19 protein-coding genes are annotated in these 18,348 nt (G+C 49.1%); 13 read left to right on the top strand and 6 right to left on the bottom strand.

Translation table 11 applies throughout. The annotated features are described in order from the left end of the window. Nucleotides 1-981 (bottom strand): YpdA family putative bacillithiol disulfide reductase, encoded by a 981-nt coding sequence (locus ACFRAM_RS01600; RefSeq protein WP_379464265.1) that lies wholly within the window; start codon nt 979-981, stop codon nt 1-3. Between the two features lie 226 nt (nt 982-1,207). Between ACFRAM_RS01600 and ACFRAM_RS01595 the strand changes: the two genes are divergently transcribed. Next, nucleotides 1,208-1,804, top strand: a complete 597-nt coding sequence (locus ACFRAM_RS01595; protein ID WP_175373307.1) for a DUF2087 domain-containing protein — start codon at nt 1,208-1,210, stop codon at nt 1,802-1,804. A gap of 120 nt (nt 1,805-1,924) precedes the next feature. Beyond that, nucleotides 1,925-2,374: a DUF3939 domain-containing protein gene (locus ACFRAM_RS01590; protein WP_379464264.1), complete on the top strand. Its 450-nt coding sequence runs from the start codon at nt 1,925-1,927 to the stop codon at nt 2,372-2,374. Nucleotides 2,375-2,498: 124 nt separating this feature from the next. On the opposite strand, the gene ACFRAM_RS01585 is transcribed toward ACFRAM_RS01590, so the two are convergent. Further along, nucleotides 2,499-2,795 carry a phosphatidylinositol kinase gene (locus ACFRAM_RS01585; RefSeq protein ID WP_379464263.1) on the bottom strand — a complete coding sequence of 99 codons (297 nt, stop codon included), beginning with the start codon at nt 2,793-2,795 and terminating at the stop codon, nt 2,499-2,501. 221 nt (nt 2,796-3,016) lie between these two features. Further along, the gene (locus ACFRAM_RS01580) at nt 3,017-3,925 is read right to left on the bottom strand and encodes an aldo/keto reductase (protein ID WP_379464262.1); all 909 of its coding nucleotides are present in this window, start codon (nt 3,923-3,925) and stop codon (nt 3,017-3,019) included. 199 nt (nt 3,926-4,124) lie between these two features. Between ACFRAM_RS01580 and ACFRAM_RS01575 the strand changes: the two genes are divergently transcribed. Both ACFRAM_RS01575 and rsgA read left to right on the top strand, forming a co-directional pair. Beyond that, the gene (locus ACFRAM_RS01575; protein ID WP_379464261.1) at nt 4,125-4,796 is read left to right on the top strand and encodes an HAD family hydrolase; all 672 of its coding nucleotides are present in this window, start codon (nt 4,125-4,127) and stop codon (nt 4,794-4,796) included. A 439-nt stretch (nt 4,797-5,235) separates the two neighbouring features. Further along, nucleotides 5,236-6,336 carry a ribosome small subunit-dependent GTPase A gene (rsgA, locus tag ACFRAM_RS01570; RefSeq protein WP_379464260.1) on the top strand — a complete coding sequence of 367 codons (1,101 nt, stop codon included), beginning with the start codon at nt 5,236-5,238 and terminating at the stop codon, nt 6,334-6,336. 184 nt (nt 6,337-6,520) lie between these two features. Here rsgA and ACFRAM_RS01565 read toward each other — a convergent pair whose 3' ends face one another. Next, the gene (locus ACFRAM_RS01565) at nt 6,521-7,147 is read right to left on the bottom strand and encodes an FMN-dependent NADH-azoreductase (protein ID WP_379464259.1); all 627 of its coding nucleotides are present in this window, start codon (nt 7,145-7,147) and stop codon (nt 6,521-6,523) included. A 236-nt stretch (nt 7,148-7,383) separates the two neighbouring features. On the opposite strand from ACFRAM_RS01565, the gene ACFRAM_RS01560 reads away from it, so the two are divergent. After that, on the top strand, nt 7,384-7,521 hold the full coding sequence (locus ACFRAM_RS01560; RefSeq protein WP_379464258.1) for a hypothetical protein: 138 nt from the start codon (nt 7,384-7,386) through the stop codon (nt 7,519-7,521). Between the two features lie 123 nt (nt 7,522-7,644). On the opposite strand, the gene ACFRAM_RS01555 is transcribed toward ACFRAM_RS01560, so the two are convergent. Then, complete coding sequence (locus tag ACFRAM_RS01555; RefSeq protein WP_066361778.1) at nt 7,645-7,884, bottom strand: hypothetical protein; 240 nt, start codon at nt 7,882-7,884, stop codon at nt 7,645-7,647. 170 nt (nt 7,885-8,054) lie between these two features. On the opposite strand from ACFRAM_RS01555, the gene ACFRAM_RS01550 reads away from it, so the two are divergent. The 8 genes from ACFRAM_RS01550 (at nt 8,055) to ACFRAM_RS01515 (ending at nt 16,565) form a co-directional block, all read left to right on the top strand. Continuing rightward, the gene (locus ACFRAM_RS01550) at nt 8,055-8,717 is read left to right on the top strand and encodes a hypothetical protein (protein WP_379464257.1); all 663 of its coding nucleotides are present in this window, start codon (nt 8,055-8,057) and stop codon (nt 8,715-8,717) included. A 318-nt stretch (nt 8,718-9,035) separates the two neighbouring features. Beyond that, a complete protein-coding gene (locus tag ACFRAM_RS01545; protein ID WP_379464256.1) occupies nt 9,036-10,058 on the top strand; it encodes an ABC transporter substrate-binding protein in 1,023 nt (340 codons plus the stop codon). Between the two features lie 34 nt (nt 10,059-10,092). Next, nucleotides 10,093-10,872 (top strand): ABC transporter ATP-binding protein, encoded by a 780-nt coding sequence (locus ACFRAM_RS01540; protein ID WP_379464255.1) that lies wholly within the window; start codon nt 10,093-10,095, stop codon nt 10,870-10,872. A 90-nt stretch (nt 10,873-10,962) separates the two neighbouring features. Further along, nucleotides 10,963-11,742, top strand: a complete 780-nt coding sequence (locus ACFRAM_RS01535; protein ID WP_379464733.1) for an ABC transporter permease — start codon at nt 10,963-10,965, stop codon at nt 11,740-11,742. Nucleotides 11,743-11,843: 101 nt separating this feature from the next. After that, nucleotides 11,844-12,833, top strand: a complete 990-nt coding sequence (locus tag ACFRAM_RS01530) for an aromatic acid exporter family protein (protein ID WP_379464254.1) — start codon at nt 11,844-11,846, stop codon at nt 12,831-12,833. A gap of 175 nt (nt 12,834-13,008) precedes the next feature. Beyond that, on the top strand, nt 13,009-14,031 hold the full coding sequence (locus ACFRAM_RS01525; protein WP_379464253.1) for an HD-GYP domain-containing protein: 1,023 nt from the start codon (nt 13,009-13,011) through the stop codon (nt 14,029-14,031). 161 nt (nt 14,032-14,192) lie between these two features. After that, nucleotides 14,193-14,750, top strand: a complete 558-nt coding sequence (locus ACFRAM_RS01520; protein WP_066361767.1) for an outer spore coat protein CotE — start codon at nt 14,193-14,195, stop codon at nt 14,748-14,750. An 816-nt stretch (nt 14,751-15,566) separates the two neighbouring features. Then, nucleotides 15,567-16,565, top strand: a complete 999-nt coding sequence (locus tag ACFRAM_RS01515; protein ID WP_379464252.1) for a putative amidoligase domain-containing protein — start codon at nt 15,567-15,569, stop codon at nt 16,563-16,565. Between the two features lie 897 nt (nt 16,566-17,462). Here ACFRAM_RS01515 and ACFRAM_RS01510 read toward each other — a convergent pair. Beyond that, the gene (locus ACFRAM_RS01510) at nt 17,463-18,176 is read right to left on the bottom strand and encodes an inositol monophosphatase family protein (protein ID WP_379464251.1); all 714 of its coding nucleotides are present in this window, start codon (nt 18,174-18,176) and stop codon (nt 17,463-17,465) included. Nucleotides 18,177-18,348: the final 172 nt, after the last annotated feature.

Genomic DNA, 18,348 nt, shown 5'->3' with positions numbered 1-18,348 from the left:
TTACCTTGACTTCGAGAGGATGTGATCCACAATCAGTTTGCCATGTCCCCGTCCAGTCTCAATGAAGACCTCATTGGCATTGCGACCGGAGGCGATCACTCCTGCTACGTAAATCCCTGGCACCGTTGACTCCATGGTAACAGGGTCGTATACAGGTTTATCCAGATCGTCATTCATAGCTGCACCGGCGGAAGAGAGCAGGGCCCGGCTTGGCTTGAAGCCAGTTAGCGCCAGGACAAAATCATTGTCGATGACGTTAGTCTCGCCATAATGACTTGTAATCAATACTGAATCCGGCTTAATTTCTGTAACACGGGACTGAAGATGCAGCCGGATCTTTCCTTTTTGCACCATGCCTTCGAAGATCGGCCGTACCCATGACTTAATATTGTCCGAAATGCTGTCTCCGCGATAGACCATATCTACAGAGGCACCCACACGCATCAGCTCCAGCGCAGCATCTACTGCCGAGTTACTGCCACCTATGACGGTAACCTTCATCCCTGTGTAAGGGTGTGCTTCCCCGAAGTAGTGAGTGACCTTTGGAAGCTCCTCGCCGGGAATGCCAATCATATTAGGTTGGTCAAAATAACCGGTCGCAATCACAACATGACCCGCTTTATGACTGTGCTGCTCGCCGCGCATATTGGATGTATGTACGACAAAAGTTCCATCCTCGAGTGTTTCAATTGACAGCGCCTCTTCATAAGCGGCAATTTCCACACCATGCTGCTCAGCGGCGCGGCGGTAGTAGACAAGCGCTTCATGGCGATAAGGCTTGTCATTTGGCGAGGTGAATGGTACATCGCCAATTTCCAGAAGCTCTGCCGTGCTGAAGAACTGCATATTGGTGGGATACAAATAAATAGAATGGACAATGAAGTTCTTTTCAATAATGAGGCTGGACAGCCCCTGACGCTGGCATTCGATAGCTGCTGAAAGCCCGCAGGGCCCGGCCCCGATGATGATAACATCTTTCATGTTGCTGGTAACCTCCCGTGAAATCCTATCTTTTTATTCTGTATAACGGATCCGGCAAAAAGCCGGACCTCTAAATCCTACTCCAAATCCAAGTTTTTTTCCATAAGGACGAAAAGTAAGCGCTTTTATATTGCTTGTAATGTTAGGATGGTGTATAATTAGATATATATCTAAAGTTATTTCAACTTTATCATCAAGATCTGAATGTCAGTAAGGAGTGTATCAAGTGCAGCTCGACAAAATCGTTAATTATCATAAGGCGCTGGCCGACCCTACCCGCCTCCGCATGTTGCTCTTGTTATCTCAAGGAGAAATGCACGGACATGCGCTGGCTGAGAAGCTGAATCTCTCCCAGCCAACGGTTACCCATCATGCCGCCAAATTGCGCGAAGCTGCGCTGATTAAGGAACGTCGTGACAAGAATACAGTCTTTTTCAAGCTGAATCCTGAGTTCATCAGAGAGAATGCGGAAGCATCTTTGGAGTTTATTTTTGCGAAAGGAGCCCGGGATATGGAAGAGCAGTCACCTGAGAACAGTCTCAAGGAGTCGGTGATTCGTAATTTCTTCGCCAAGGACGGCCGTCTGCGGCAAATTCCGGCCCAGTACAAGAAGAAGCTGATTGCCTTGCAGTACATTGTGGAGAAGCTGGAACCTGGTGTGGTGTACACCGAGAAAGAGATCAATGAGTTCATCAAGCCGTTTCACGACGATTTTGCCACTATCCGCCGGGAGTTCATCATGCATCAGTTCATGTACCGGGAGAATGACAAGTACGAGCTGAATCCGCCGGAGATGTGGACACATTGGGAATATGTCAAATAAAAGGCTCTAAATGATAAGGTTATGTGAAACTTGGGCTTATAACGGTTTAAAGGATTGGGAATTGCATAAAATGGAATTGTAAGCGTTAACTAATATATGCATTGAAAGGAGACTTTCGGTATGATATTTAAACGCGCTAAAAAAGCATCCCCGACCATTGCTGTAACTCTGCCGCAGATCAAGCAGGCTGTGAGGCAGTTCGAAGCCGATATGCCGGACCCGATCAATCGCACTGTACTGATCAATGAAGATAAGAGTATTGATGTGGACCGTCTCAAACGTTATTTAGGCGGTGTTCCGGAGCAGAAGTTCTTTATGTCTCGTGAGACCTTTGAAATCTTTGAGGAAAAAGACAAGCTAATTCCTTATTATTTGGACATGGTTCAGTCCGCTGTGGACAACTATATTAGCGATACCGGCAAGCTGCCGCTACTGGAGGATGCCTGGTTGCCCGAGGTGCACTACCGGCTTCTGTCAACGGAAAGGTATCTCAAGGAGACCCCGCCTTTTCCACTGTATATCACGGAAGAGGAAATGATGCTTACTCACAGACCGGAGCATTTCGAGTAACGGGGGTGACAGGGTGAGCAGGGGGCTAGAAGATAAAGACTGTCTCGGATAAAGGGCAACCAGCACCCTTTCCAAGACAGTCTTTTTGTTGATGTGTGAAGTGTGGAAGACGGGTAAGTGCAAGCTAGATGAAGAAAGGAAGCAGGAACAGGTCCCTGATACCGAAAAAAGGAATACGCCGATGGATAAACCGCCGTCTTGGAAAGAATCCGGGACGGAAGCCGAATTGTCTGTAAGTAGAGCCTTGTGCAGGTATTCCGTTTGCCTGAGTCATGATTTCACCCGTCGGAATTGCCAGTGTAATATAATCCTGATCAACGTGAGCAATAAATCCGTCATGGGATTGACCGTCCGTTGTCACGATCCCAACATATTTATTCATACAGTTCCAGCTGATTTGTTGAATGTCTTGCGTTTCCATAACATTACCCTCCCAGAATTTACCCATCTAGATTTGAACTCCTGACACCAGTCTATGGACTGCAACCCAGAACGACCACGGTATTCGCCTATAGGATGATAATTAATACAGATGGGGTGAAATTTACGGAGAGAATAAAAGAAGCTGATCTAACCGCTTTGTTCGGTTGGACCAGCCTCTTGTGCAAATTATTTTAGCAGGAAAAATGCATTACCGTTGTATTAACGATGCTGTGCATACTGATTAGCATTGCTAATACCCCGGAGTATATTCAGAGTCTCCTCAGAGAGCGGGGGACTCCCGGCGGCCGCTACATTCTGCAATAACTGTTCCAGACTACTTGCGCCCGGAATGATTGTTGCTACAGAAGGATGGGACAATGGATAACGCAGTGCCGTTTGGGTCAAATGAAGGCCATCGCCACTCTGCTGTGTCAGCTTGTCATGGAGCGCGAGCAATGCCTCCCGGTCATAATCCAAATAGTTCTTCTCTGCTTTGACTCGGCCTCGCTCAGTCAGGATTCCCCCAGCCAGTGGCCCCCGGGCGATCAGACTGATATCATGCTGGGCTAGCAGCGGAAGAATCTCTTCCTCCGGACGCCGGTCCAAAATGCTGTATTGACTCATAACACTGATAATATTAGAGCGTTTGACATATTCTCTGATTACATTGGGGCGGATGGAGGAGATGCCATAGTAACGGATGAAGCCCTCCTGCTTCAGCTCCTCGAACGCCTCGATAGTTTCCTCAATAGGGTCCTCGATTGTCCCGCCGTGGAGCTGATACAGATCGATGTAGTCCGTCTGCAATCTCCGCAAACTGTCTTTGACTGCTGATTTGATATAGGCCTTGGAAGGGTCCCAATCCCAGCCTTCTTGACCTGGCCTTCTGCGGTTGCCCACCTTGGTGGCAATAACCACATCCTCGCGGCGGTGGCGAATGGCCTGGCCTATGATCTCCTCATTGCGGCCTGCATCGTACAGATCGGCGGTATCCAGGAAGTTGATACCCTTCTCCAGTGCTTCATGAATGAGATAGACGCCTTTGTCTTCCTCTGTTCCGAGCGACATGCAGCCGAGTCCAATTTCGCTAATGTATAGTTCTGATGTTCCCAAACGGTGTTTGTTCATCCTAGGTTTCCTTTCTGTAGACAGATTGACCTTTATTATATCGTCTTCAAGTCCAGTCGGACAAATCGGGAGGTGTGGGCTGCCGGTTCATGAGACCCTTTTCTTTTCAGAAAAGGATCAGGCGTGATATAGTTTTAACTGTGAACCTGTAGACAGGTTACTTGTACGGGAACACGAAATCTAGCGAATTGGTGAACTTATGACAAAAATACAAGGCTTGCTGTTTGATCTTGATAATACTCTTATGGACCGTGATCATACGTTCCGCAGCTTCAGCACCCAGTTTGTACGCGATTTTCTAGGCCACTTATCTCCAGAGGAGATGGACAGGGTGGTCGAAGATATGATCATCAGGGATAATGACGGTTACAGGGACAAGGATGGTTTTTTTGCCGAGCTGAGCGAGATACTGCCTTGGAGGACACCGGTTTCTGCCGCCCATATTCGCACTTATTATGATGAAAGCTACAGTCACCATGGTGCGCTGATGAAGCATGCCCTGGATATTCTGGAGCATTGCCAGGCGCGCGGTTATGTGCTCGGACTAGTGACCAATGGGAAAAAGCATATCCAGGATGGTAAAATCGACAAGCTGAATCTGCGTAGCTTCTTCAAAACAATTGTGATTTCCGGAGAAGCTGGAATCAGTAAACCTGATCCAGCCATCTATCGGCTTGCGCTGGAACGTCTGGGAACAGAAGCCGATAAGACACTATTTATAGGGGATCATCCGGTTAATGATATTTGGGGTGCCGGTAAAGCGGGGATCGAAAGCATCTGGTTACGCCGCAATCATCCATGGGATGATGGGCTTGAAGGTGGTCCGTGGAAAACAATTGATGAGCTTTATGAACTGAAGCAGATTTTGTAAATTAATATTGCATTATAGGTTGACATTTAGTATGAAGTCCGTTTATGATAGCAACAGATTATTTCGGAAGGAGACGATGAATATGACAGCATATACAATGATTGTTTCGACGGTTGTAACTGTTGTAGATACGTGTCTTCCGGGAACAGCGGCTGTTCAGTAAGTCTGATTCAGCTTAGCGGGTAAGCTCTTTTAATGCTTATTAGAGCCGCCGGGAACCGTATCGGTTCCGGCGGCTTTTTTGCGTACAAATATACTATGCCTAACTTTTATAAGAGTGTGGTTTATTCTGTATTTGTAATCGTACAGCCAGACTCTACGTGAGTGTGGAGGATTCTGTACCAGACGCCGCCGGAACCTTGGTTTCGGCGGTTTTTTATGTTCCCGGAAAACTTGCAGGGTGATAAAAATATGGATACAGAAACTTAGGAGGCAATACATGAATATTGAACAATATGGTTGGAATGAAATCTGGATGAAAAAATGGAACCAAGAATGGAATACACAAGAGGATGGAAGAAGCTATGTACCCGGGCGGATTGTGGGCGACTTTGGCAGCAAATACCGGGTCCTTGCGGAGACCGGCGAGACTTGGGGGGAATTGGCCGGAAAGTTCAGGCATTCTCTTCACGAGAAGGGAGAGTTTCCAGCCGTTGGCGACTGGGTGGCATTAGTTATGCAAGATGAGGGTGCCCATGCGGTCATCCATGGTGTTCTTCCCCGGCACAGCGTGATTTCACGCAATGTAGCTGGCAGCACCCAGGACGAGCAAATCGTCGCTTCTAATGTCAACACCTTGTTCCTGGTCAGCGCGTTGAACAACGATTTTAATGTCCGGCGGATGGAGCGGTATCTTATTATGGCCTGGAACAGTGGAGCCAACCCGGTAATCCTGCTGACCAAAGCAGATTTGTGTGAAAACGCGGAAGAGCAAATCGCCGATATGGAAAGGGCGGCTCCGGGCGTTCCCGTGTATGCCGTCAGTGCCTTGCTGGATCAGGGGCGTGAGAAGCTGCTTCCGTATATCGGCAGCGGTCAGACGGTTGCGCTTACCGGCTCGTCGGGCTGTGGTAAGTCGACGATGGTTAACTGGCTTAGCGGAAAGAATCTTCAATTGACGCAGGGTGTTCGCGAAGACGATAGTCGTGGCCGGCATACTACAACGCACCGGGAAATGTTCGTGCTGCCAGATGGCGGTATTATCGTCGATACGCCGGGGATGCGGGAGCTGAAGCTGTGGGAGGACGAAGGCGGACTTGATCTTGCTTTTGGGGATATCAGCGAATGGGCTGCGTCCTGCCGGTTCAGCAATTGTAGTCATGAGCGGGAAGAAGGCTGCGCCGTGCTGGAAGCAGTCCAAAGCGGACAGCTGGATGAGAAGCGGCTGCTCAACTACCGCAAAACCCAGCGTGAGCTGCAATTCCAGAGTTCGAAGGAAGCCAAAGCCAAACGAAAGGTAGCCTCCGGGACAGGCTCCTCCAAAACAGGCCAGTCGCGCACCAGAGGCTACGGCTGGCGCAAAGAACTAGATGAATATTAAGTGATATGTGATTCTTAAGATCACTCTATCAAACGACAAAACCTCCCTGTTCCAGAAGGAACGGGAGGTTTTGTCGTACCTATATATAAATAAAGGCCCGGTTAATGTGATTCCAGATCGTTGTTAAGTCTAGTGGTTCAAATCGTAACGGCAAATGTTATAACCGGACCTTTAGAACGATAACTTAGAACGAGGCTGCTACAGTTTTGGCAGATTCAAGGCCTTTTGCAATAATGTCAGCGGCTTGATCTGGAAGTTGACTGTGGCCTTCAACGATTACTTGAGTAATATCTTGGATACCCCAGAAGCCAAGGTTGTTAACGATGAAGTTAACAGCCATTTCAGCACCAGCAGCAGGACCTTCGGAATAAATGCCACCTCTGGCATTCAACACAACTGCTTTTTTGCCGCCCAGGAGGCCTTTAGGACCTTCAGCAGTGTATTGGAATGTCTTACCAGCTTGGTTCACGTAATCGATGTATGTGTGAAGTACAGCAGGCACAGTCATATTCCAAAGTGGGAAAGCGAACACGACTTTATCAGCTGCGATAAATTGATCCAGGTATTTGTTTACCAAAGCTGCACCAGCAGCTTCTTCAGGAGTAGCTTCATAGCCTTGATTGGATTTGTAAACGCCAGTGATCAAAGTGTTGTCGTAGTAAGGGAGCTGTTCAGCGAACAGGTCAAGTTCGGTAATCTCATCTTGCGGATTATTTTGCTTGTAGCTCTCCAGGAATTCGTTGTACAGCTGGACGCTGATCGATTGGTCAGCAGGGCGGTTATTTGCTTTGATGAATAGGACTTTAGTCATGATGATTGCTCCTCAAATGTATATTAGATACTTACTGAATATAATATAGCACATGTAATTAAGTTTGTAAAACTTTTATATATAAAAAGAAAATCTATGAATAAACAGATAATCCCTCTTAATGAGAATGCGTTTAGGAATATGTAGGAAGGGTATATAGGAGTACGAGGGTAAAAGGAAATGATTTCCTGAAAAGAATAGTGTCTGATAAGAAATGAATAAAAGGAGCGATTGGCATGTCCATTGACCGTTTTATTATTAAGAAATTGGACAGCTGTCACGAAGAACATACGCGTCTAAATCTGCTCAAGCTATTCAAGCTTCGTATCCAAAAGGCCGAGAAAATGGAAGAGAGAAACTACAAAACCAGCTAAACCGTTCTATCCAAAAGTTAAAAGGGCGGCGGTCGTTCGGGTGATAAACAGGGCATATTCCTTCGATCGAGAAGGTATATGCCTCTTTGGGTTGTCTGGAGCATAAAAAAAACTACCCCTCTATTAATAGAGGGATAGCGCCAATGAATCATTTTCACTGTAACTGTGCAATATAGCTTCAGAGCCTTTAATTTCAATACTGATCAGAGAATTCAAGCATTTCTGGAGGGCACGTTTGCCTTTTTGAATTTTGAGATCCAAGGTGTTGTTAAGTAACCGGAGCACTTTTTGAGTCGGCTGTTTATTTTCTGTTGTGAAATACACAGGTACAAGTTTGTTCTGAAATGTTATAACCATTCTCATTTGAAATCCACCTCGCTACAAGTATTTCATAGTAATGATAATACCGGGTGTTTCTTAATTTTACCTTAAAATTAGCTTATGATAACATAAAGATTACTAGATTTATTTCCATATGCCGTGTTTTTTGATTTAATTATGATCAGTGAAGTATTACAGGAAGGAATAATGATGTGAATGAAAAGGAAAGATTGATTCTGGCCCGGTTTCTGTTTCCAGAGCTGACCAGGAGTGTGGATATTGAAAAGTTGTTGAATAAAGCGGATGCAGGAGCACGACTATGTCGGCTGAAATACGCCGAAGCGGGTTTTACACGGGATGTTTGCCTGCTGATACATAAGGAGAGTACATGGGTTTTTTGTCTGAGAGCACCGGAGTTGTCCAGTTGGGAGCTAAGCGAGCCAGAAGAAGTGCGTGAGGCTTGCATCCTCTTACTGAATGGTTGCGACGAATGTGAAAGTGATACTCAGACCGTACCACCCGCACCTGCAATGTTGCTATCCAGGACAAGATTTGAGCAGATCAAGGAAGAGTCAGCCGCCCTTCCGGTACATATCCTATCGGATTTACTGGAGGAGACTAGCGGCGATGTCATGAACGCCCCCCGGTTAGCCAGAATCATGAAGCGGTGCACATCTGAGGGTGAATTACGACTTTGCATGCACGGTTCCAGCGGCTGGAATACGCAATATGCCTCCTATATCGGTGATCCATCCGGCGCATTTATGCTACGCATCGGGCGCGGAACGGAAGATTGGATGATTGCTGCACCAACCACCAAAGCAGAGTTCTGCAACGCTATCACACAATGGGTTCTGAAGGCGGCGCCAATCTGACGCTGCGGGCAGCACGCAAATAATGAAACCGGAACCCGTATCAAACCTCAGCCAAAATATGCGTAAACAAATAGAGTGACACACATCAGGCAGGACCGATACTACCGGTTCCGGCCATTTTGGCATTCCTCTTGAATCTCAAATTCTCTCAACCATAGTTTCCATGTATTTCAAAAAAATGAGTATCCGCCGATGTACCTATTTTTACTTCATTTTGAATCCGCCCACCGCAGCCTCCTGGTCTTCTTAACCATTCTTTAGGCATCCGCATATGCTGCAAGCAAGGGCGAAAGACCCGGTAAGAAAGGAGAATGAAGGATGAAAAGAAGAAAAAAACTGTCACTGTCGTTCTTGATCATCGCTCTGTGTTTTTCCGTACTTGCCGGCTGCGGGGGCGACCCGTCGTCGGTGAAGGTGAAGATCGGCGAGGTGACCCGTTCGGTGTTCTATGCGCCTGAGTATGTCGCGCTGTCACAGAATTTTTTCAAGGATGAGGGTCTGGACGTGGAGCTGCAGACCATTCCTGGCGGGGACAAAACGATGACAGCTTTGCTTTCTGGAGCGATTGATGTGGCGCTTGTAGGCTCCGAGACTTCGATCTATGTATCTCAACAGGGAGCCGATGATCCGGTGATCAACTTTGCACAGCTTACTCAGCGGGACGGGACATTTCTGTTTGCCCGCAAGGCCGCGGGACAGTTCAACTGGGATGACGTGAAGGGGAGCGTTTTTCTCGGACAAAGAAAAGGCGGCATGCCACAAATGGCCGGCGCTTTTACCCTGAAGCATAAAGGTATCGATCCTGCCAAGGATGTGAACCTGATTCAAAATATTGATTTTGCCAACATTGCCGGGGCTTTTGCTTCCGGGACAGGGGACTATGTACAGCTGTTCGAGCCGCAGGCCTCAATCTTCGAGCGTGAAGGACGGGGTTCAGTTGTGGCTTCGTTCGGGGTGGAGAGCGGGTACTTGCCGTACACGGTTTTCATGTCCAAGAAGAGTTACATCGGTAAAAATGGCGACACGGTCCAAAAGTTCACCAATGCGATCCAGCGCGCTCAAGCTTGGGTGAAGGATCACAGCCCGGAGCAGATTGCAGACGCGGTGCTGCCGTATTTTGACAAGACAGACCGGGATATCGTCATCTCTTCGATCAAGCGTTACAAAGAACAGGATACGTATGCGACAGATCCCATCATTGATAATAAAGAGTGGAATAACCTGCTGGACGTTATGGAGAACGCCGGTGAGCTGAAGGAACGCATTCCAGTAGACAAGATTGTGAATAACAGCTTTGCCGAAAAAGCCAAGGACAGTCTCGCAAGTCAAACCGGAAAGTAAGGAAAAGCACAATCTGTGAAAGGAGGAGGTGGATATGCTGCCGGTAGTGGAATTAAAGGGCGTAACACATGCTTACTTGGGCGAACGGGAAGCCTCTCTGGCTATTGAAGACTTGAACCTTAGCATCGGAAGTGGAGAATTCGTCAGTCTGGTTGGGCCAAGTGGCTGTGGTAAAACGACGCTCCTCTCAATAATTGCCGGATTATTGCAGCCTTCCGAAGGAGAGGTCTCCGTCTATGGCCGTCCAATCCATAGCCCTTCCCCTGAGATCGGCTACATGCTCCAGCAGGATTATCTGTTCCCCTGGCGCACGATTCTTGAGAATGCCCTGCTGGGGCTAGAATTGACCGGTAATCTGAACGAGGATAACCATAGAAAGACCGTGGAGCTGCTGGGAGATATGGGACTTGCGGGAAAAGAGGATGCTTATCCGTCCCAGCTCTCCGGCGGCATGCGGCAGCGCGTAGCGCTGGTGCGTACCCTTGCAACCGATCCCGGCCTGCTTCTGCTGGATGAGCCATTCTCGGCGCTCGACTACCAGATCAAGCTGCAGCTTGAGGATCTGGTGTCAGAAACTCTGCGCCGCCGCGGAACTACAGCTATTCTGGTTACCCATGATCTGTCTGAGGCAATTGCAGTCAGTAACCGGGTGATCCTGCTGGAACCAAATCCGGGAAGAATCCGCAAAGTGTTTACTGTGCCGGAGTCTATCCGCGAGGTTCCACCCTTATATGCACGGGATCAGCCGGGCTTTGCAGAGCTTTTTCATGAGGTTTGGCAGGAAATGGAGCAGGCAGGGAGCAAGTCGGTTTAGGCAGGTAACGCTGAACGTTAGGAGGGAACGCTTGTGAAGCAATCGGAAATATCCGGGATCGCAGCTTCCCGGGAATCATGGCTGCGGCAAATGCACAACACATTCAGCCAAGAGAAACGACGGGAGAAAAATCGGATTATCGCGGTACGCACCAGCCTGCTGCTGGTGTTCTTTGCTCTCTGGGAAGCCAGTGCACGGTTGAGCTGGATCGATGAATTGCTGTTCAGCTACCCGACCAAGGTGTTCCGGCAAATCTGGGGCGATATGGTCAGCGGCACTCTTTGGCCACATTTAGGCATCACGGTTGGAGAGACTGTGGTAGGTTTCGCACTGGGGACGCTGTTGGGCACACTGCTGGCCGTGATGATCTGGTGGTCGCCTTTTTTATCTGCGGTGCTGGATCCATATATGGTCGTATTCAACAGTATGCCAAAGGTAGCACTAGGTCCCATCTTTATTGTGATGTTCGGTGCCGGATTTACAGCAATAGTAATGACGACTTTATCCATCACGGTCATTGTTACTACGCTTGTCGTCTATAACAGCTTCTGCAGCGTTGATCCCAATCTGGTCAAGGTGGTGCGGTCGTTCGGGGGCACGCGGGTGCAGATCTTCTTCAAGGTTATTCTGCCATCTTCGTTCCCTGCCATCGTATCTACGCTGAAAGTGAATGTCGGCATGTCATGGGTTGGTGTCATTGTGGGTGAATTTCTGGTGGCAAAATCAGGTCTTGGCTATCTCATTATCTATGGCTTTCAGGTCTTCAACTTCACGCTGGTCATGTCAAGCCTGCTAATCATAGCAGCGGTGGCAACGGCTATGTATCAACTGGTTGTTTATGTGGAGAAGCTACTGTTAAATCGGCGTTAAAAAGATGATGTCATGTTGTGCCGTTCTGAAAAATCTTGTACCATGACTATATTATCTTTACTTAAATTAAGAAGCGAATGTAGTTAAGGAGAGTATTGTTCATGGGATTTCGTGTAATCAAAACCGCAGCGGCCACGCTGTTGTCCATTCTGCTGGCAGCCGCTGTGGGCATACCCAATGCGCAAAGCGCAGGTCTGCTAGCTATTCTGGGTGTGGAAGTGACCCGAAAAAGGAGTCTCCGAACGATATCGGCGCGCTTTTCCGCCTCGCTCGTGGGACTCTTTTTAGGCTGTATTTTATTCTGGGGACTAGGGTTTCATTATTGGGTGCTCGGACTATATGTGTTGCTTGGCTTCCCGCTGATTGTGCGGGCAGGCTTTAAGGAAGGGATTGTCACCAGCTCGGTTATCGTTTTTCGGGTCTTTGGACAAGCAGAGATCAGCTTGCACGTCCTGTTCCAGCAGATTGAACTGCTCGTAATCGGACTAGGGTCTGCAGGACTGGTGAATTTGATCTATATGCCTCATGCAGGTGGGGCGATCTCGGCCATCCGCAAGGAAGTGGATGGTTATTTCTCTGTGATCTTCACACAGATGTCCCGCACATTGCGTGATCCCGCGTATGTCTGGGACGGGAAGGAACTGATCGGGGCGAACGCTGCAGTCCAGCGGGGACTGACGGCGGCAACCCGGGAGATGGAGAATCACGTGATTCATCCCGATGAAGCATGGAATGTTTATTTTTATATGCGAAAAGAGCAGTTGGAGTCGATTCAGAACATGGTTCAGCTCCTCTCCCAGGTGTACCGGCAACTGCCGCATTGTGACATGATGGGTGAGCTGTTCGATCAATTGAGCAGTGATGTGAGAGCAGAGGAATATACGGGACGTACGGAGCACTTGCTGCAAGAGGTAGAGCAGGAATTCAAGCGGATGGAGCTCCCGGCTTCCCGTGAGGAATTCGAGGTGCGTTCAGCGATTCTCCAATTGTGCCGTGAGCTGACTCTGTACCTAAAAATTGCTAAACAGCATAAGAATCCGGTTGGACATGAGGTAGTTCGTCCTTCACGGAGCCGTGCCCGCAAAAGCTGAGATTAGGCCTCGAAGCCCGGGACAGGTATTAACAAACAATAGTAAAATAACGATAAGTATAGTTAAGCAATAAAATAGTACCACATAGGTGATGTATCTTGAACGGTAACAGTGGGGATTCAAATACAGCAGGGAATTCCGTAGTCTCGGATTTTCTGCTCTGGCAGGTGAGAGCATGAATAGTAGCAATGAGGAGTACATCGGGAAGCAGTTGGTTGCCAACTTGTTCAACAGCAAGGGTGTCTTTGTATTGCCTGCGATGACCTTGTTAAGCGCCGAGCATATCCGATTGATCAGTCAGCACAAGATTACGCTGGAGGAGAAAGATGTTATTCATTTGGATGGCGCGGCATTTTTCCAGATTGCTATCGACGACTGTACGACTGCAATGGAAAGTATTTTTGAACAAATCCGTTACAATAAAAGCAAGCGCATTCCCATGATTGAGCTCCGCAATGAAGTCATCCCCTTCATCCATCAGGTGACGGAGAAGAATGATTTCTATGGCATATTGGCTGCGTTGCAGTCAAAGGACGATTATACATACAGGCATAATGTTGCAGTAGGGATTCTCTCGACGCTGCTGGGCAAGTGGCTCAAGATGAAGCCGGAGGATCTTAGCCAGCTGACCATTGCGGCCACCCTGCATGATATCGGAAAGATTATGGTGCCGGCCGAGATTTTAACCAAGCCCGGGCCGCTGAGCGAAGAAGAGTTCCAGATTATGAAAAAGCATACTACGTACGGCTACGAAATGGTGCGGGATACGGTGGGTACGAATCACAATCAGGCACTTGTGGCCCTTCAGCATCATGAACGAATGGACGGCAGCGGCTATCCGTTCGGGGTGCTTGGACACCGGATTACCGATTTCAGTAAAATCGTGGCGATCTGCGATATTTTCCATGCCATGACCTCAGACCGTTTCTATCGGAAGGCATCTCCGCTATACGAGGTTCTGACGCAGATGGAGGAGAGCGTGTACGGCAAGCTGGATCCTTATATATGCCGGGTCTTTATTGATAAACTGATGCAGTCCATGATAGGGAACGAGGTGGAGTTAACAGATGGGCGGACGGGAAGAATTGTGATGATCCTGTCGCATGACCCTCTTCGTCCGCTCGTGAACCTCGGGGAGGACTTCCTGGACCTCAGTAAGCAGAGAAACGTCGGTATTGTAAGGGTTATTCCGCAATAAAATGTACTCATACCATCGTGTCAAATGAAATAAAATGAACTATAACCCTCGCGGCCGGGGCCGGGAGGGCTTACTCAAATTTATTTATAGACTAACAATCAACAAATGCCTAGAACCTGCATACACTTGATAGTGAATGATTGTATGGAGGAGGTTCAAAGATGTCATTAGGCCATAAACGTCAAACAAGGGAGATCATTACGAAGGCAATTTGCGGCAAAGGTCGTAAGTTCTCTACCGCAACTCATACCGTGACTCCGCCACATCATCCGACAAGTATTCTGGGGGCTTGGATCATCAACCACCAATACGAAGCGGTTGCCGCCGGTAACGGAATCGAAGTAATCGGTACTTATGATGTGAACATCTGGTACTCGTACGACAAGAATAAGCAGACCGAGGTTGCTAAAGAAACGGTCTCTTATGTGGAGCTTATTCCTCTTTCGTACTTGGACCCGAGACACCGCGCATCTACAGTGGAAGTTTCTGCGGAGGCAACGCAGGAACCAAACTGTGTAGAAGCGGGCGTATCGCCGGGAGGCGGAAGCGTGACCCTTCGCGTGGAGCGGGAGTTTGAAGCGGAATTGGTGGCTGAGACCAAAGTCCGCGTGTTTGTAAGTGATCAAGTCGATGATCTGGAAGACAAGGATTATGATTTTGACGGCGAAACCTTCGATTATGAAGATTTGGACCCTGACGCCCTGGATGATGAGTTGTAAAAAACATGCGCCGCCGCCTGACTTACGATGTATGAGATATGATTCATTATATGCTGGGAGGGCGGCGGCGTAGAGGGCGAATGCCCTCCTTTTTTTGAATAATTTTTTTGCTTGTCTAAAAAGGCTGTTGAATTTCTGCAAAGCTTAATTTGTATGGCAAAAACGGTGTCTTCCGCATGACGGGAAGCCGTTTTTTGCTATTTGGGCATCTAAACCGGGAATATCAGCCCGGAGGAGGGCGAGAAGATGATCAATGAGGGGATTGGCGTCTACAGGTCTCTTTCACTTGAACAGCGAGAGGGTCGTCTACTGCGGAGCGGGCTGAAGGCGGCACTCACTGCGGGTAGCAGAAGAAAGTATTTGATCACTGATTCCCGGGTCAGTGCCAGTCCAGCTAGGGAACGTCGTTGTGCCTGGGAGATGACAAACTCAGTTGATGATACATATAAGGCCAGCAATCACGGGGGGAAACACCGGCAGCGTTACTCCATTTCGGTCTACAATCTCGCGGTGAGGGCTATTACGCCCTTTGGAGCAGGGCCGGGGATGAAGGGAGTTCGACGTAGTTCCTATGGACTGCAAGAAGAGCTGGTAGACGATCTTTCAGGGGGGCTTCTATCCGCTAGCCAGGGTACAGAAAGGGAGGATTTTACTACAAGTGAGAGGCATACTGAGGGCTACGCACTAGATCGGCTAAGTCACTCGTTAGATACTGCCAGAGGTAATGGTACTCCGGAGGAAGGAGATGTCGGGTCATGGAGAGGTTCGAGAACTACTTTCGGTCGACGCAGAACCTTCCGCCGGGATGTCGACAGCTTGGCGATTGCTGCCCTGTATAGCCTGGGGCTGGACAGCGGGGAAGTGCTTCTCACCGCCATGGGCGAGCGCCAGTATGTGGTGGAGGATGTGACACCACTGGCAGTGGCTCCGGGCAATTCGCTCCCGGAGCCTTATGCATCGGCTGCGCGGGTCTTGACCCGCAGCCTGGCCGCTGAGCAGCCCGGGCGTCCGGGGCTGCTCATGGGCATGGACCCGGAGTTCCTGCTGCTCCGGGCCGACACGGGCCGCGTCGTGCCTGCGTCGCGGTACCTGCCCATGGCAGGCGTCGCGGGCTGCGACGCCGGACCCCCGGGAACGCGCGGCGCGTTCCCGGTAGCGGAGCTGCGCCCTAAGCCGCGCGGGGAACCGCGCGCGCTGCTGGCGCAGCTTATGTCCGCCGCGGCTACGGCGGACCGGCTGATCGCCGACCGCACGCTGGCGTGGCGGGCGGGAGGCATGCCGCTGGCGGGCTGGGCCCTCGGCGGCCATCTGCACTTCAGCGGCGTGACGCTGACCGCGCCGCTGCTGCGCGCGCTCGACAACTATCTCGCGCTGCCCATTACGCTGCTGGAGGACGCCAGGGCGTCCTCGCGCCGTCCGCGCTATGGTGTGCTCGGCGATTTCCGGTACCAGCCGCATGGCGGCTTCGAGTACCGCACCCTGCCGAGCTTCCTGGTCTCCCCGGTCATCGCCAAAGGCGCGGTCCATCTGGCACACCTGATCGTGAGCCATTATGAGGACCTGCCGCTCCGCCCGCTCGACCGGGAAGATCTGCATGCCGCCTACTATAGCGGCGACAGAGCTCCCTTGCGGGCCGCCTTTACCCCTTTGGCGGCCCAGATTAGAGCCTTGGGCGGCTACGAGAAGGCCGCCCCATACATTGAGCCCCTGCTTCACTATATTTCCGCAGGGCGAACCTGGGATGAATCCCGCGATATCCGCAGGCTATGGCGGACCGGGAAGCCCAGCGGGAGTATTCCCGCCGGGCAATCTTAACCCACCATTAAAGATCGGGCCGTCCTATTAAAGATCGAACCGCCCTAAAGTGATTTTCTACGATTGAGGCAAAACTGTTTTTGTAAAAGAAGCTTTAAAAAGAAGATTTAAAAAGACATTAGAGCAGTGATTTTCCCCTTAAGGGAGGATCGCTGCTCTACGTTTTACTTATTGACGCCTGCTTCAAAAATTATTGCCAGTGAAAGTCATCCAATCTCGATAGTTACTTAAGGTAAAATCCTTGATTGGCCTAATAATACGAAAATGCTCCTTCGGGATGGTCTGTGACGCTGCTATTTTTAAAGGCACAACAGAAAAATCGGCGCTTGAACGTTTGGCAGTGAAGATGCTGTGTGTTCAGAGGGTTCTCCCGATCGCTGATAAAGACCGATTTCCTTTGCGATTTTTAAAGGACCCAACGTCATCACCAGTGTTGTCAAACAAATTGTCAAAACAACTACATCTAACGGTTGAAATTCACGCCTGAGAGCTAACGGACCGTATAATCGTTATTTTCCATAAAAGTTACTTCTGGAATGTGCAACGGACTCAGGTGACGCTATTTTCTCCCGCACAGCGGATTTCGTTTGGAAACTATGCTCATAAAGTCTCTGGAGTCCGTTATGTTACTGAGTGGTTGACTCGAAAGGCATTAAAGCCTCTCGAGTCCGCTGTTTGACGAAGCGAGCACTAAATGGAGGTAGCTCCTTTTAAAGACGTGCTTTTTAAGACGTGTGATAAACAATTATGTCTCCCAAGCAGCGGAGAGGACGGATTGTGGAAAAGCGGTAGCGTTCGCCTTGTTATCAGTATTCCATGGGTTTGGAGATAACTCTATGCTAAACTATCCATTCTGTTATGGCTTGGCTCAAACGCAGGTCAATAAACAAAACAAGATCAAAGCTCCCTCAGCTCCGCGACCATTTTCCCATGCAGACTGGTATTCGCAGTGATGATCCCGGAAGTGCCCCACGTGAAAGGTCCGCCTTGACCATTCGTAATGATCCCGCCAGCCTCCTTAACGAGCAAAGAACCCGCCAGCCAGTCATAATAATCGTCCCCAAATTCAAAATAGCCATCAAGTCTACCGCTTGCGACGTACGCTAATTGTAAGGAGACAGCACCGAGTATTTTTACAGCTACAGTCTTAGTCATAAAACGGGTAATGCCGCGTACCGTCAGCTCTGATATCTCCGGTTCTTTTGCCGGATTGCTGGGCAGGGAGGTTGTAATGTAGGGTTGGCCCAACCCTTGCTTGGTTGCCACATGGATAGGAGAGCCGTTCATGAAAGCCCCTTGTCCTGAAACAGCATGGAATAATTCCCTGCTGCTGGGATCATAGACAAACGAAACGACCGGTTGTCCTGCACGGACAAGACACAGAGAAAGGGCAAAGAAGGAGAAGCCTTGGACAAAATTCAGAGCTCCATCCAGTGGATCAAGAATCCAATATTCGCCTGCAAATTCTGCCTGCCGCTGATTATCCAGATTGAATTCCGAATCCGACCAGAGAATAGAAGGATATTTGGTGGCAAGGGGTTCTTTTAACGATCTGGTGACCCATTCACTCATTTCTGTAGCTCTGGCGTGTACTTCCTCAAATGTGGTCAAACGCAGATCTTTCTTGCATTCCTTCAGGAGACTTGGCTCCGAGAGAGACAATAAGTTCGCTGCAAAAAGCGATATCAATAGTGGTTGAGGTACTCATGGTTGGTTTATCCTCTCTTTGTTCGAATTTAAAGTAGTATTAATGAATACGACCTAATTTTTTGAAAAAAATACC

It is taken from the genome of Paenibacillus sp. NPDC056722 (assembly GCF_042790635.1).
Classification (GTDB): domain Bacteria; phylum Bacillota; class Bacilli; order Paenibacillales; family Paenibacillaceae; genus Paenibacillus_AQ; species Paenibacillus_AQ agri.
This window is presented reverse-complemented; position numbering and strand designations above follow the sequence as displayed.